Annotated in this window: 14 protein-coding genes; 12 read left to right on the forward strand and 2 right to left on the reverse strand. The window is 62.8% G+C overall.

Annotated elements, in window-relative coordinates; translation table 11 throughout:
- Nucleotides 1-25: 25 nt before the first annotated feature.
- The gene (locus AC1RMD_RS20070; RefSeq protein WP_492928677.1) at nt 26-460 is read left to right on the forward strand and encodes a GAF domain-containing protein; all 435 of its coding nucleotides are present in this window, start codon (nt 26-28) and stop codon (nt 458-460) included.
- 9 nt (nt 461-469) lie between these two features.
- On the opposite strand, the gene AC1RMD_RS20075 is transcribed toward AC1RMD_RS20070, so the two are convergent.
- The gene (locus tag AC1RMD_RS20075; RefSeq protein WP_492928680.1) at nt 470-1,564 is read right to left on the reverse strand and encodes a hypothetical protein; all 1,095 of its coding nucleotides are present in this window, start codon (nt 1,562-1,564) and stop codon (nt 470-472) included.
- Between the two features lie 11 nt (nt 1,565-1,575).
- Nucleotides 1,576-3,030 (reverse strand): alkaline phosphatase family protein, encoded by a 1,455-nt coding sequence (locus tag AC1RMD_RS20080; protein WP_492928681.1) that lies wholly within the window; start codon nt 3,028-3,030, stop codon nt 1,576-1,578.
- 291 nt (nt 3,031-3,321) lie between these two features.
- Here AC1RMD_RS20080 and AC1RMD_RS20085 point away from each other — a divergent pair, with 291 nt between their 5' ends.
- From AC1RMD_RS20085 to AC1RMD_RS20135, 11 genes are all read left to right on the forward strand, one after another.
- Entirely contained in the window at nt 3,322-4,551 is a 1,230-nt protein-coding gene (locus AC1RMD_RS20085) for a 3-dehydroquinate synthase (protein WP_492928683.1), read from the forward strand.
- Nucleotides 4,542-5,756, forward strand: a complete 1,215-nt coding sequence (gene eboE / locus AC1RMD_RS20090) for a metabolite traffic protein EboE (protein ID WP_492928685.1) — start codon at nt 4,542-4,544, stop codon at nt 5,754-5,756. Before AC1RMD_RS20085 ends, eboE begins: the two co-directional genes overlap by 10 nt.
- Nucleotides 5,753-6,646, forward strand: a complete 894-nt coding sequence (locus AC1RMD_RS20095) for a UbiA family prenyltransferase (protein ID WP_492928687.1) — start codon at nt 5,753-5,755, stop codon at nt 6,644-6,646. The genes eboE and AC1RMD_RS20095 overlap by 4 nt, the downstream gene beginning before the upstream one ends.
- 12 nt (nt 6,647-6,658) lie before the next feature.
- Nucleotides 6,659-7,576 (forward strand): EboA domain-containing protein, encoded by a 918-nt coding sequence (locus AC1RMD_RS20100; RefSeq protein WP_492928688.1) that lies wholly within the window; start codon nt 6,659-6,661, stop codon nt 7,574-7,576.
- A gap of 25 nt (nt 7,577-7,601) precedes the next feature.
- Nucleotides 7,602-8,705, forward strand: a complete 1,104-nt coding sequence (locus tag AC1RMD_RS20105; RefSeq protein WP_492928690.1) for a TatD family hydrolase — start codon at nt 7,602-7,604, stop codon at nt 8,703-8,705.
- Between the two features lie 148 nt (nt 8,706-8,853).
- Nucleotides 8,854-9,816, forward strand: coding sequence for a ferritin-like domain-containing protein (locus tag AC1RMD_RS20110; RefSeq protein WP_492928692.1), 963 nt, complete (start codon nt 8,854-8,856; stop codon nt 9,814-9,816).
- A 13-nt stretch (nt 9,817-9,829) separates the two neighbouring features.
- Nucleotides 9,830-11,665 carry a hypothetical protein gene (locus AC1RMD_RS20115; RefSeq protein ID WP_492928694.1) on the forward strand — a complete coding sequence of 612 codons (1,836 nt, stop codon included), beginning with the start codon at nt 9,830-9,832 and terminating at the stop codon, nt 11,663-11,665.
- A 310-nt stretch (nt 11,666-11,975) separates the two neighbouring features.
- Nucleotides 11,976-12,293, forward strand: a complete 318-nt coding sequence (locus AC1RMD_RS20120; protein ID WP_492928696.1) for a hypothetical protein — start codon at nt 11,976-11,978, stop codon at nt 12,291-12,293.
- Between the two features lie 93 nt (nt 12,294-12,386).
- A complete protein-coding gene (locus AC1RMD_RS20125; protein WP_492928698.1) occupies nt 12,387-13,475 on the forward strand; it encodes an aKG-HExxH-type peptide beta-hydroxylase in 1,089 nt (362 codons plus the stop codon).
- On the forward strand, nt 13,472-15,124 hold the full coding sequence (locus AC1RMD_RS20130) for a hypothetical protein (protein ID WP_492928699.1): 1,653 nt from the start codon (nt 13,472-13,474) through the stop codon (nt 15,122-15,124). Before AC1RMD_RS20125 ends, AC1RMD_RS20130 begins: the two co-directional genes overlap by 4 nt.
- Nucleotides 15,117-15,677, forward strand: coding sequence for a GNAT family N-acetyltransferase (locus AC1RMD_RS20135; protein WP_492928700.1), 561 nt, complete (start codon nt 15,117-15,119; stop codon nt 15,675-15,677). Before AC1RMD_RS20130 ends, AC1RMD_RS20135 begins: the two co-directional genes overlap by 8 nt.

A 15,677-nucleotide genomic window follows, 5' to 3' on the forward strand; every position in this document is an offset into this window, starting at 1 on the left:
AGACATTGAGCGACAGGAGAACACCATGTTTGAAAAAAATGCCGAACACCAGCTATGGCTGGAAGATAGTATTGCCAAACTGGATGCCGCCGCAGGCACCATCCATATACAGCGCGGCCAGGACTTGTACCTGAGCGCCGCCCTGCGCATACCCGAGCCGGTCATGGCCGTCGTGGCCCACGTCAGCCATGGCAAGGGAATGGCCGGTGCCGCGCAACTGAGCAAGGCGCCGGTGCAAACCTGCAATCTGCAAGACGATAAAAGCGGCAATGTACGTCCCGGCGCCAAGGCCGTAGGCGCGCAGGCCGCGATCGCCATTCCCTTGCTCAGCAAGGCAGGCGATGTCATGGCGGTGGTTGGTTTTGCCTGGCAAAAGGAAGGGGACCCGGCGCAATGGGTGGCGCAGGCGCCGATTCCGGACAGGCTGGCCGAACTGACGGCACGTCTGCAGGCCGCCTGATCGGTATTTTCAGCGCAGGCTTACTTTGCGAACATAGCCTTCCAGTGCCACGGTTTCCCCCTTTGCATTGGCAATGGGGCGACCGGGTATGCCCATGCCTTCACTGATCAATACGACATTGCCCACTACGCATAGATTCGATGGCGTATCGAGGTGCTCCGCCAGGCAATCTACGGTCCGTCGGGCCAGGTCGATGCACAACAAGCGTCCGGAATAGCGCTTGAAACCGCCGTGCCATGGGACGGTCGGCACTTCCGCAGCGGGCATGGCCTGCAAAAAATCGTCGCACAATTCCAGCACCAGCAATTGCCCCCGAGCGGTAAAAGCCATGCCGGTTGCCAGGGTCAGGCCCTCCACCACGGGGCTGACTTCGCCGCTATCGAGATCCAGCCTGACGACCTTGCTGGCGCCTTTCTCGAAATGTATGCCGGTCTTCGCAACATCCCCCTGCAACTCGCCGGAGAACAGCGAAATCAATACCGGCTGACTGCCGTTCCCCGGTTGCCAGCTCTGATCCAGGATCACGGATACCGGAACCGCATGCCGACCGTCTGGCAGATCCGGCAACACGCCCACCACCGCTTCCACTTCGCCGTCGATGAATTCTATCGCTTGATTGGTATCGGGCTTGACGCTCAGCCAGCTTTGTCTCTGCGGGTGATAACACAAGGCGTTCAAATTGCCGCGGCTGTGGAACAGGGGTGTGGGCGGCAAGGTCGACAAATCCAGGATGCGCGAGCCCGATACGTAGTCGGTCTGGCTTAACAGCCAGCGGCCACCGCCGCAGGCCACATCGGCCAGGCCGAAAATTTCATCGCGACACATGCGTGCCTGCATATTCATGGAACGAAAGCCGGCCGCCATGATTTCTGCCCGCCCAAAACCGCCCGCGTCATCTGCCTGGAATTGCAACAGGCGGCCTGAAAATACCTGCTCTGCGCCACGGGTGTCGCCGCTGCCGGCCTCCACCAGCAACAAATTGCCATCCGGTTTAACCTTGATGCCGCGTGGATTATTCAAGCCGCGCAAGACGATGCTCGATGCGCAGGGGTGGCATGCAAGCTGTTGCGATACGACGATGGAAGGCGGCTTGGGCATAGGCATGGACTGCCTGGTCAAGCCGAAACGCTTGAAGCCGCCGCAGTGCGCGGCGCAGCGGCGTCGGCGTCGGCGAAGAGCACGCTCAGCGCCAGATCCTTGACCTCGGTGGCGGCCACCGGACCGGCAGCGAAGGCGCCCGGCCAGTCCGCCATAATCAGCGGCCCGGCCTGAGAATCCTCGATCGGCCGGCCGTGCGAGCCGCGCACCAGCGACGCGTCCAGGCCGATCACGTTCATCAGCGTGCGCAAGCCGAGCTTGCGCTGCAGCAGGCGACGCAGCAGTGCCAGCTTGGGGAAGCGGATGGACGCATCGACGAACAGTTCCGCCGGGTCGTAGCCGGGTTTGCGGTGGATGTCGACGGTGCGCGCGAAGTCGGGTGCGCGGGCATCGTCGAGCCAATAGTAGTAGGTGAACCAGGAGCGCGCGTCGGCCATGACCACCAGTTCGCCGGCGCGCGGATGATCAAGCCCGGCCTGGGCGCGTTGCGCGCCGCACCACACCGACTCCACGCCATCCACCGCCGCCAACAAGCGGCGCACCGGCTCGATATCGTCGGCGTTCGCCACATAGACATGGGCGATCTGATGATCCGCCACCGCGAAGGCGCGCGAGGCCACCGGGTCGAGCAGCTCCGCGCCATCCTCCACCCGGACCGTCAGGTAGCCGGCATTGCGCAGGTGGCGGTTCAGGTGCACGGCCCGGTCCACCGCCGTGATGCCGTATTCCGAGAGCACCAGCACGCGCCGGCCGGTGCGCTGCGCATGGGCGATCAGATCGCCGGCCACGGCATCGACTTCCTGCAGCGAACGCGCCACCGCCGGATGCGCCGCATCCGGGCCGTAACGCTGCAGATCGTAGTCGAGGTGGGGCAGGTAGACCAGCGTCAGCGTGGCGTTCTGTTCGCTCATCGACAGCTTGGCGGCGTCGGCGATCCAGCGGCTTGAGGCGATGCTGGTCGCCGGTCCCCAGAACTTAAACAGCGGAAAGGCGCCTAGCCGTGCCGTCAGTTCGGTGCGCCAAGATGGTGGTTTGGTATAGCAGTCAGGCAGTTTGCGTCCGTCGGCCTTGTAGATGGGGCGCGGCGTGGCGCCGAAATCATGGCTGGACGCCATGTTGTACCACCAGAACAGGTTGGCGCAGCTGAAGCCGGGATCGCGGCGCTTCGCGCTGTCCCACAGTTTGTCACCGGCCACCAGCTGGTTGGACTGGCGCCAGAAAAAAATCTCCGCCAGCTCGCGGAAATACCAGCCGTTGCCGACGATGCCGTGTTCACCCGGCAGGGTGCCGGTCAACAGCGTGGCCTGGACGCTGCAGGTGACGGCCGGGGTGATGCTGGTCAGCGGCCGCAGCGAGCCCTGCGCGGCGAAGGCACTCAGCCGGGGCGTCATCGAACCCAGATGGCGCGGTGTCAGCCCGACGATATTTAATATAAGCAATGGCTGCATATTCATCTTGGTCGAATATTCCATGGGTTCGAATGATTCTCAGTGGAATTGAGGAAAATATGCAAGAAAAACATTTTGTTGTTTTTATTACCTTGTGACAATGTGTGATTTTCCTGGATTAAATCGACGGTATAGTTTTTTTGTCAAAAGACGCTGATCGACGGTAAATTAAATATTATATCGATAGTCGCCTGACTATTATGAATGATGTCGGTCTATTCAATTCGATATATTATTGCGCCGCTATTTATTTACTAGCGAGTTAATAGTCTTCTTTGCGTCAACTGGCCCCTGCGAGTTTTTATTGGAGACTTCATGAATAACCAGTCCAGCTTGCGTGCTGTGCCGGTCCAGGGGCTGGACGGAGATGGTGAATGGCAGAACTACGGCTTCACCGTCAGTTACAGCTTGCCGGTGGTGTTCACGCGTCACGCCTTCGCGCCGGACAACCCCCATCTTCGCGATATGCTGGCGCTGGGCGAGCCGCACCGGGTCCATCGCGTCATCGTTTTTGTCGACCAGGGCGTGCTGGACCAGATGCCGGCGCTGGCCGCTTGCATCGGCGACTACGCGCAAGCCCACCGCGCGTCGATGGAGCTGGTCGGCGAGGTGGTGGCCATTCCCGGCGGGGAAGCCTGCAAGAACGATGCCGAACTGCTGGAGCGCTTGCTGGCCCTGCTGTCCGAACGGGCCATCGACCGGCATTCCTATGTGCTGGCGCTGGGCGGCGGCGCATTGCTCGACGCCGTTGGTTATGCCGCCACGATTTTCCATCGCGGCGTGCGGCACATACGGATGCCGAGCACGGTGCTGGCCCAGGGCGACAGCGGTGTCGGCGTGAAGAACGCCGTCAATTGGCGCGGGCAGAAGAACCTGCTTGGCACCTTCAGTCCGCCATGGGGAGTGCTCAACGACAGCGCGCTGCTGGATTTGTTGCCGCCGCGCGAGAAGCGGGCCGGCATGGCCGAAGCGGTAAAAGTCGCACTGATACGCGACGCTGCATTCTTTGTGTGGCTGGAACGGCAGGCGGCGGCGCTGTCGGCCTTTCACGCCGCGCCGTTGCAGGCCTTGATCCAACGCTCGGCGGCGCTGCACCTGCGGCAGATCACGTGCGCCGGCGATCCCTTCGAACGCGGCTCCGCGCGACCGCTCGACTACGGTCACTGGTCGGCCCACAAGCTCGAGAGAATGACGGCGCATGCGCTGTCGCACGGCGAGGCCGTGGCGATCGGCCTGGCGCTGGACGCGCGTTATTCGGTGCTGGCCGGTCTGCTGCCGGCAGGCGAGGAGTTGCGCGTGTATCGCCTGCTGGCCCGGCTCGGCTTTTGTCTCTGGCACCAGCAACTGGCCGCGCGCGGCGCGGATGGCGAGCTGCTGGTGCTGGCGGGCTTGCGAGAGTTCCGCGAACACCTGGGCGGCGAGTTGACCATCACGCTGCTGTCGGCGGTCGGCACCGGGGTCGAGGTGCACGCCATGGACGACAACCTGGTCGAGGCGGCGATACGCTGGCTGGCGGAACGGTCCGGGGAGGGCGCATGCGCCTGATGCTGCAGGGACGGGAGCTGCACCTGAGCTACTGCACCAACATCCATGCCGGCGAAGGCTGGGACCAGGTCAGCGCCAGCCTGGACGAGTACATACCGGCGATTCGCGACGCCCTGGGGGCGCTGCGGGCGCCGGGCCAGGCGTTCGGCATCGGCTTGCGCCTGTCCGGCGTGGCCGCGCAGGCGCTGGCGGCGCCGGGCGCCATCGCCGCCTTCCAGGCCCAGCTGGCGCGACTGAACGCCTACGTCTTCACCATCAACGCTTTTCCCTACGGCCCGTTCCATGGCACCCGGGTCAAGCAGCAAGTCTATTTGCCGGACTGGCGCGCGCCGGAGCGGCTGGACTACACGCTCAACATCGCGCGCATCCTGGCGCAGTTGCTGCCGGACGGCGTCGACGGCAGCATCTCGACCGTACCGGGGGCGTTCCGCGGCGAGGGCGTGTCGGCGACAGACCGCGCCGCGATCGCCGCGCAACTGGTGCGCACGGCGGCGGCGCTGGCCGTCATCGAACGGGAAAGCGGGCGGCGCATCGCACTGGCGTTGGAGCCGGAACCGGGCTGCATGCTCGAAACGGTGGACGATACGCTGGAATTTTTCACCCATCACCTGTTCGCTCCCGAGGCCTGCAGCATGATGGCGGCGCTTGCCGCCGTCGAGCCCGACGGGGCGGCGGCGTTGTTGCGCCGCCATCTCGGCGTGTGCTACGACATCTGCCACGCTGCGGTGGAATTCGAGGACCCGGTGGCCGGCCTGCGGCGCCTGGCGGCGGCCGACATCGCCGTGCCGAAGATACAGCTGTCGAACGCCCTGCGGATCGAACACATGAACGACGACCTGCTGGACGCCGTGAACCGGCTGGAGGACGGCGTCTACCTGCACCAAGTGGTGACGCGCGACGCCGGCCCGCTGCAGCGCTATGACGATCTGCCGCAAGCGCTGGCGGCGTTCCAGCGCGGCGCCGCGCAAGGCGAGTGGCGGATTCACTGCCATGTGCCGGTCTTTCTCGGCGGGTACGAGCGCTTCGGCTCGACCTGCCAGCAACTGCGCGCCGTGCTGCGCGCCTTGCCGTCGCTCGCGCAGCTACCGCATCTGGAAGTCGAGACCTATACCTGGGACGTGCTGCCCCCCGGCCTGCGCAGCACCGGCAAGGCCGTGGCCATCGCCCGTGAACTGGAATTTGTCATCAAGGAGTTGACGTGGTGAACAGCGTGATCCGCAAGGCGCCGGCACTGGGCGTCTATCTGCGCCTGGGCCGGGTATCCAACCTGCCCACCGTGTGGACCAATGTGCTGGCCGGCACGATACTGGGTGGCGGTGCCGATGCCGTCCAGCTGCGCACGCTGATCGCCGGCGCCGCCATCTCGGCGTTCTACGTGGCCGGCATGTATCTGAACGACGCCTTCGACCGCGCGATCGACGCGCGCGAGCGGCCGCGCCGACCTATCCCGGCCGGCGACATCAACGTCGTGACGGTGTTCGCCATCGGTTTCACGCTGCTGGCACTTGGACTGCTGGGCCTGATGCTGTGCGGCCCCGGGGCGGTGCTGCCCGGCATGCTGCTGGCGGCGGCCATCCTGGTGTACGACCTGTGGCACAAGGGTAATCCCTGCAGCCCGCTGGTGATGGGGCTGTGCCGGGCGCTGGTGTACGTGACGGCCGCCGCCGTGGCCGGGGGCATGGCGGTGGTGCCGCGTTGGGAGCTGGCGGTGGCGGCCATCGCCATGCTGGCCCACATCGCCGGCCTGAGCTACGCGGCCAAGCAGGAGGCGCTGGATCGGGTGGGGCGTTACTGGCCGCTGGCCATGCTGGCGCTGCCGCTGCTGTTGTACGCGCCGGCCGCGCTCGGACCGGCAGTGTTGCCGCTGCTGCTGCCGATGCTGGCGCTGGGGTGGGCCGATGTCGCGGCGCTGCGGCTGCTGGTGCGGCGCCAGCCCGGCGATGTGCCGCAGGCGGTGGCGCAGCTGATCGCCGCCACCTCGCTGCTCGACGCCACCGTGATCGCGGCGGCCGGCGGCGGCGGCGGCGCGCTGATGCTGTGCCTGGCGGCGTACGCCGGCACCCGCCTACTGCAACGCGTGATTCCCGGTACTTGAAAGGCGCAGACCATGGAGCAATCAGATCAGCTGGCAGCCATGGCATCGGTCCGCAGCAGCGTCGATCTGCTGGATCGCTGGCTGGCGTCGCGCCTGCCCGAGGCCGGCCTGCGCTGGTTCCGCGAGCAACTGCAGGCGATCCGGTCGGCGGACGGCGAGCGCCAGTTGGGCAAGGCGCTGGGCTGGGCACCGCGCCGGCTAGGCAAGGACGATCTGGCGTTGTCGACGGCTGAACTGGCGGCCGCGCGCAGCGCCTGTCCGGGCTTCGACCCCGGCCGCTGGAGCGTCGACCAGGCCGCCCGCGTGGCGTTCGTGCTGGCGGGTTACCGTGGCGACGCCGCCGCGTTCGCCGGGCTGCTCGATCGGCTGGCCGATACCGCCGAGATCTATGAACTGGTGGCCCTGTATCGCGGCTTTCCGCTGTACCCGGGCGGCGCCGGGCTGGAGGCGCGGGCGCGCGCGGCGGTGCGTTCGGCCATGCGGCCGGTGTTCGAGGCCATCGCCCATCGCAATCCGTATCCGGCCGCGCACTTCGACGTGAGCGCCTGGAACCAGATGGTGGTCAAGACCTTTTTTGTGGAGACGCCGCTCTGGCCGGTGCAGGGACTCGAGCAACGCGCGAATCCGGGGTTGGCGCGCATGCTGGTGGATCTGGCGCACGAGCGCTGGGCTGCCGGCCGCGCGGTCAGTCCGGAGTTGTGGCGTTGTGTGGTGCCGCACGCCGATGACGAGGGCTGCGCGGCGGTGGCGCGGGTGCTGGCCGACGGCGCCGAGGCGGAGCGGCTGGCCGTGGCGCTGAGCCTGGCGCCGGCCGACGGCGCCGGCCGTGCCGCGCTGCAGTCGTTGCGGGCGGAATGCCAGCGTCAAGGCCTATACCAACGCACCGCCGCGATCACCTGGCCGGAGCTCAGTTTGTGGCGCGAGGGATGAAGATTTCTATCAAGGGAGATGCAGCATGAAGACCAATGGGAACGACGGACAGCGCTACGACGGCAGCGTGGTCGAGGAGATGTTTGCGGACCGTGCCGCGGCCTGTCCGTGTTGCGGTGGCGTGCTGACGCCGGCCATGATCGACGCCATCCTGGAGCAGTCGCAGCAGCTGGGCCTGGCCCGCTCGGTGGCGCGTCAGCTGCCGGCCGGCGGCAGCGGCATGCTGATCGATCCGCACGCCCACATGATCGCCCGTACCACGGACGATTACGAAGCGATGGCGCTGGCCGGCATCGTCGCGGTGATCGAGCCGGCCTTCTGGCTGGGGCAGCTGCGCACCAATGTCGGCAGCTTCGTCGACTATTTTTCCACCATCACCGGCTTCGAGCGCTTCCGCGCCGGCCAGTTTGGCATCCGCCACTATTGCGCCATCGGCCTCAATCCCAAGGAAGCCAACGACCCGGCGCTGTCCGAGGCGGTGCTGGACTTGCTGCCGCGCTATCTGTCCAAGGAGGGCGTGGTGGCGCTGGGCGAAATCGGCTACGACGAGCAGACCGCGCTGGAGGACAAGGCGTTTCGGGCGCAGATAGCGCTGGCGCAGGAGTTCGATTTGCCCATCATGATACATACCCCGCACCGCGACAAAAAGCAGGGCACGCAGCGCACCATGGACGTGCTGGAGGAATGCGGCTTCGATCCGGCGCGCTGCGTGATCGACCACAACAATGAAGAAACGGTGCAGGAAGTGCTGGAGCGGGGCTACTGGTGCGCATTCACGATCTATCCCTCCACCAAGATGGGCAACGAACGCCTGTCCGATATCGTGACGCAGTATGGGCCGGAGCGCATCATCGTCAATTCCGCCTGCGACTGGGGTGTGTCCGACCCGCTGGCGGTACCGAAATCGGCGCGCCTGATGGCCCGCCGTGGCTTGTCGGCCGCCACCATCCATCAAGTGGTGTATGCGAACGCGTTGGCCGTCTATGGCCTGAACGGGGAGATGCGTGCGGAACATTGGCTGGAGCCGGCCGCGGTCGACCAGCGCACGCTGTACAGCGGTAATTCTGTGCTGCGGGGGCAAACGCCCAAGGTGACCAGTGCGGAATCGGAGCGGGACGTGATCCGCTGAAGGCAATTCAGGAGCGGACCTGACGAGCTGGCCGGGATCGGTTTTCCAGGGGATTTACTCTTTCAACTCGCAACGACAGAACCATCGGGAGAACAGCATGATTTGTTTACGGATTTCACCGATTAAAAGTATCGATCAAGCGCAGGCCATGCTCCAGACGGCGATCAACCTGGAGTTTGGAACCTTGCCGCCGTATTTGTATGCGCTGCTCACATTGCTCCCGGACAGTAACCCCGGGGCGCGCGGTCGGCTGCTGGCGATCACGCACCAGGAGATGATACATCTGTGCCTGGGGGCCAATATCCTGAACGCGCTGGGCGGCCGGCCGCATCTGCAATCGCCCATTTATCCGGGACCTTTACCGGGCGACATCGGCTCGGACGGAAAGGTGCTGACCGTCCATCTGCTGCCGTTCGGCGAAGCAGCGATGAAACAAGGCATGGCGATCGAAGTGCCGATTGATCCTCTCGAGTTCAAGCAACTGCGCGCGGCCGCCTTCGACGCCGAGGCTGGCCAGGTGGTGACCATCGGCGAGTTCTATGAGCATCTGGACAGTTATCTGCAGGGCTTGCCGCCGGACAGCTGGCAAGCGAACCGTAATCAAATTACCGGCCAGCAGTTCTTTCCGGGGCAGCTGTTCGCCGTCAGCAATTATGACGATGCGCACAAGGCGATCCAGGTGATTGTTTCGGAAGGCGAGGGCGCATCCGACAGCCCGCTGGATTTTTCCCAGGAACTGGCGCATTTCTATCGTTTCGAGGAGTTGTACCGGAATCAGGTACTGACCAGCAGCGACGCCAAGGAGGGCTATTCGTGGGGCGCGGCGCTGGGTGTGGACTGGGACGGGGTTTATCCGGCCATCGCCGACCCGCAAACGCATGACTTCTCCAAGGAACCCGAGGCGGCCCAGCTGGCGCAACGCGAATGCACGATGGCGTATAGCCGGATGGTCGATGCGCTGAACGCCGCTTTCGATGGCGACAGCGCGCAATTGGGAATTGCCGTGCGCTATATGTTCGACCTGCGCATGGCGGCGACCAAGGCATTGACCACGCCGCTGACGGACCGGAACAAGGTTGCCGGTCCAGCCTTCATTTACCAGCAGTTCTGACCGGGAGCCCACCATGAGCATCTTGCAAACGCCGCGCATCCATTTCAAGGGGAACATATCGTGGGACCCTATCGTGACGAACAACCAGCCCGTTTTTTATGACGAGATTAATGCGCAACTCTGCCCGCCGCCGCCCACCGAGACGATGCAGCAATTCCGGCAACGAGCGATAGACGCCACCCTGGCCGCCACCAACTGGAATCCGCACGGCACCCACCAGGCGAAATTCTTCAACACCCAGGTGTCCGCCGTCGATCTTGGCCAGGGCCTGGTCACCAGCGATGCGCTGTGCGGCGCTCCTGCGGATTTCAGTGGGATGTTGGTGGATCTGGAGCCATACGGGAGCATTTCGTCGCAACTGTTTTTCGATGGAATCAGCTTCGGGATCGAAGGCGGCTGCAGGGTTGCCGCCCGCCGCAGCGAGCGCTTTACTGCGCGCAATATCAACATGAAGCGCAATCCAGGGGCATACATTGCCGCTATCGCCTCGGTCAACTGGCAAACCTCCTTCCCCCTGCGGGACCTGCAAATCGACGCGCACAAGAGCGACGCGCTGGACGCATTGTGGCGGGCGCTTGGGGACGGCGACGCCCAGGGCATTGTGATCAGCTTCAACGCCTATCGCACGGTCTACTATGACGACCCGAGCATGGTGAAGGCGGATAATGGCGTCAGCGGCAAACAGGTAAAGGAGCTTTACAAAAAACTGATGGCCGGTGGTTTTCAACCCAACCCTGCGCGTAGCCTGCTGGTTGGCACGATAGGGATATGGCGCAAGGACGAGCCTGCCCACGAGCCCGGCGACCGCGCGATGTTGAGAGCCGCAGGAGCGACTGCCGCACTTGGCAATGCGGGTGCCCGGCTCGAAAGCAACAAGCTGACGCTGGACTTGTCGAACTGCATTCCGGAGACTGGCGCCGACGCGAAAAAACGTGACCTGGGCGTGTTGCAGGTGGTCGCCGTCAATCCGGCGGATAGCACAGAAACCCGGCTTGCCACGCTCAGCTATCAGCAATACGACCGCACCGCCTACGAGGCCGGGGCAGGTATCGTCAGCGTCGACATCGATCCGCAGGTGGTCCCACAGGCGCTGCAAGGCAATCTGGAATTGCGTTCCGCCAATGGCGAGGCCTTGCTGAAGGAATCGGTCCAACGTCTGATTCCAACGATGCCCAATCAATACCTGGACCAAGGTAGCGATAGCGTGGCCCGGTTTCAAATGTACCAGCGCGGCAAAGCGCTGAAACAGGTCAGCGACGCGACCTTGTCTCTGATGCCGGAGGAAGAACCGCTGCCGCTCTGGACCGAGAATTGGAAGACCGATGAGCAAGGCGTGTTGAACGTGCCGGCGAGCGCGAAGGAAGCGGGGATATATGCGTTTGTTGCGCAGCCAGGCAAAAACATCAGTCCACCGTCGGAAGGGATCGATCCCCAGGCCTATACCTATGCGTATGTGCGGGTCCTTCCTGCCGACGACGCCATCGCGAAGATGGCGCCGAGCTGGGACAACGTCTACAAGCATGTTCTGCTCAACTGGAATGCGATGGCGCCGTGCATGGACAACTGGCTCGATCTCGCCAATCCCGAGCACGTGAAGCGGCATGCGAAGGTGGTGCGGCGGCTGACCGATCCGGCTGCGTTCGAACAGTTTCGTTTCATGCCGGTGACGCGCGACATGACCATGGGCCAGCGCCATCTGTTGTATGCGTTCCTGGAGGGCGCGGGAGCGGCGTCCACAAGTGCCGCGACGGCGGAGAGCCAGCCGGCCGCCAAGGCCAACGCCGAGGCGGAGGAGTTGTCCCATTTCAGCCAACTGAGCCGATCGCTGCGCGTTCCATCCGCTAAATAGCATTCGATTCGCCGAATGCTGTCGGCGCAAGGAACAGCCGTCGCGGGATCTGATCGATTTCCAAGTTTGAAGTTATTAATTAGTTTTTTATTGCTAGCGATGCGGTATTAAATTAATAGCTTATTCAAAAATCGGAATTTTATTGGAATGTTTTTGTCGATATCATATTTATACTTTCATGGTCATTGATAAATACTAATTCCGTGACATTTATAGAATATCTTCATTGGTTTATCTGCTATTGTGAAACGTGCCTTTTTGCGAGGCACGCTCGATTACGTAGCCCAACCAATGCTTTCATGGAGATATTATGGAAATTCGAGTGACACACCAAGGACGCTTGCTGCATGAAATTGAAATAACCCACGACGCCCAAGTACATGTCCGGTCGATGCATCCCAGCGCCGAATATGCCGGCATGCCGCCCGCAGCGCAATATGTCTGGGGCTCCCAAGCCCCGGCGGCGGCGCCGCCTGCGGCCCAATATGTATGGGGCGCGACCAATCACCAGGCCGGCGGCATGAGCCAGGCCCCGGTGGAAATCGATCGCGGTGACGCCGCGCCAGCGCTGGAAGTGCAGGACGAGCGCAAAGTGGTTGATGGCTTGCTGAAACGGCCTGCGAAATAAAGCATTGCCCACCGTCGCATATTAGGTCCAGCTGGCCGGCCGTTTATCGTCGGCCGGCTGGAATTTTCATCCGAGAATAAGGATATATGGGAAATGAAATCCACCTTGATAAGCACGCTGGCTGAAGCATCCATCGCTCAATTCAACCCGGACGGCAGCGAGCTGGCCACCGTCAAAGAAAATATAAAGTGGTATTCGTCGATCAACATGATGTACGGGGCATTGCCGGCGGAGCCATTGCCGCCGTTGCCCCCCACGGCCAACGGCCCCATCGATCCACTGGCGGCCGAAGCCGAAGACAAGCGGCGCCAGATCGCTGCGGTGCCGGCCGACACCGTGACGACCGAACCGGAGGCATTGCCATCCCTGCAGGCGTTGCTGGATGAAAACCGTTATGCCCCGTTTGACGTCGCCCGCAACGTGGCCAATCAGGTGCGCGCGGTCGTTGCCATCACAGGTTATCTGCCCGAAGCCGCGTCCTTGAAACACAGCTATATCGCCAGTCTCAACGCGATTCAAAAAACATCGATCCCGTGCAAAGACCACATCGTCGTGTCATTCCACAACCCGGTATTGCAGGAAGAATTGCGCCGCGAAGGTTTGATTTCTTCCGCGCAGATGGCATGCTATTCGGCCGACGAGCAACTGCATATCGCCGGACGGATAGGCGACGCCTTGAGTTTTATTAAAGCGGTCGATGAACAATTACATGATGCAATCCAGTCCATGCTTGGCGCCATCGTCTGCGTCCGGCGCGAAGGCAGTAGCGGGACCGTCTCGTCCATGGTCGGGTTGATATGGCTGAATCCCAATCCTTCCTGGACGATGCTCGACTTCGCCGAGAATATCGTCCACGAATATATACACAACACGATATTCCTGGCAGACCTGGTGGGGAAAATATTTGTCACTCCGCATTGGTATGCCCCCGATGACGGATTGGTGGTGTCGGCCATAAAGAAATACCCGCGCGGCGTGAATATTGCCTTCCACTCTCTTTATGTGGCCATCGGCTTGGCGGTTTTTATGGCAAATGCCAAGCAAGCGGCGCGCGCGGAACAACTGACTGCGGGCCTGCGGGAAACCATGCGTGGTTTAAAGGAGAAGTCGGAGCGGTTTCTGTCTGACTTTGGCCATCAGCTGTTGGAGCGTGTGGACATCTATACGCCCGCAGCCGCATGAGTTATTTCGATCTGCCGCGATTATATTTTCACGGGTGTTTTTTCACCAATCCCAGCACGATTAATAACAAGTTGGCGAATCTTTCTCCAGACGTGAAGTTGCTGCCCATGAATGCGCGCCGGCGGAGCGCCAACATGACCGAGGAATATGCAGGATTTCAATATATCAATCCTTATGGCCTGCATAATTTCTTGTTGGACAACTGCATCATCAGTGGTGCGCACGGCATGGCGGCGTCGCGGCTGGACGGGCAGGCGCTGGGAGCGATACATTCCGGCGCACCCTACGCCAAGATGGTCGATCTGGACCCGGACCAGCAATCGCTCTCCCAGATATTCGGGTTGACGTTGCGCATGCTGCTACAGGATGGTTCGGGTTTTGAAGGCCGCGTCGAACCGGCCACGCTGTTCGATCTGTGGTACGGCAGGGTGCCGACGGAGAAGGGCGACCAGATGGCGGCGGGTGTATTCCAGTCGCTGATTCAGCTGGAAAATATACGCTGGCTGGGCCCGCGGGACGGTCTGATACTAGGCTTGCGCGAACGCTGCCAGACCGGCATCTCGGTCAAATTCATGCTCGATGCGTACCAGGGCAACCCTGAGTTACCCGGGTTTAACTATGGCCGCGTGATCGGGGTGATAGGCCCTGGCCGGAGCGGGGAAGCGGTCAATTTCCCGTCGGAGCGGCGTCTCAACCCTGCCGGCTCGGTTTGCGGTCCGGCCTACTGGAAGTTACACCGGGATAGACTACAATTGACGCTCGACCTGGGCAATTCGATGCCGCTGCAGCGGCCGGCGGGCGAGTCCAGGGACCTGGGCGTGCTGCGACTGGTGGTGCTGAGCGACGACGGCCCGTTGGCATTGCATGAGCATGCCATCGACTATGGCAGGGCGGCGCTGGAGCGGACGGGCGGCCTGCTGGACCTGGCGCTCAGCGAGGCGCAGCATGCGCTGTTGTGCCGCCATCCTCTGGCCGTGCAGGCGGTGCGATCCGGTAGTACGGCGCTGCTGTTACAGGAGCATCCATCGCTCAAGTGGATTCATTGCGAGCCGACCTCGCTCCGGCTGGCGCCGGGCGAAAGCGCGATCGTGAAGTTTCATGCGCGCCACGCCGGCCAGGCTTTGGCGGGCGAAGCGATCGATTTGGGTTTGACCAGGTTTGAAGGTAATAATCGTCCACGCAGCGGCGTCGAATTCCCGGCGCGCATAGTCACGGACGCGAACGGAGTCGGTCTGGTGCGTATAGATGCCCGCAGTCCTCAGCCGCTGCCGCCCAGGCGGGCAGTTGCCGACTCACAGCTGTACTACATCGGTGGCGACGCCTGGCAGGCGGCCGGCGAATTAACGCGCCAGTCCGGCGGCGGCGTGCTCTCTGTGCTGGTCTTCAATCAGGTGGCGGAAGTAGCCGAGCCCGTTTGGGCGGACCATATAGCGCCGATCCTGTCGTACTACGCGCGCATCTATCCCGGTGTGGCGGAAGTCCTCGGGCTCGACAGTTATGACGGCGTGCGCGCCAATGCCAGCCTGCTGCGTCAGTGGCTCAGCTTGCCGCGTGAACATCCCTTGCATTTTCCGCCGTCGCGCGATCTGGCGCCGGCCAAGGCGAGCATGATTTGCCGTTGGATCGACATGGCGATGCGCGATGACTAAGCCGACCACGTTCAAGGCGCATCTGGAAACCACCCGCCTGGTGCTGCGCTGCTACCGCCAGGACGACAGCGCGCAGCTGCTGCAAATGGTCGATGAAGAGCGCGTCCGGTTGAACGAGGTGCTGGTCGATCCGGTCTTGGCGATGAGCAGCGTGGCCGACGCCGGCCGGCTGGTGGCATTCCTGGCTGAAGAGTGGCGCAGTGGTCGCCAATTCATCATTTCTCTGTGGGATAGTCGTGGCGACCTGGTCGGTGAATGTTACGTCGGCGGCGAGGTGGACGGCCAGATCGAAGCAGGCATATTTTTACGGCAGCGCTATGAGCGCTGCGGCCTGGCAGAGGAAGCGTTGAACGCCTGCGTCAAGGAAGTCAACCTCCGCTGGCCGGCTGCGCGCCTGAACTATCGCTGCGACGCCGACAATCTCCGCAGCTGCGCCCTGGCGCTGCGTTGCGGCTTCCAGCGGCAAACCGCGACCCCAGGCGGACGCCGCCGCCGCGATGGCAGCATGGTCGATACCGTGCATTACAGTTACCCGCCGCCGTCAGCGCGTTAA

Source organism: Duganella sp. GW822-FHT06D06, from assembly GCF_058799615.1.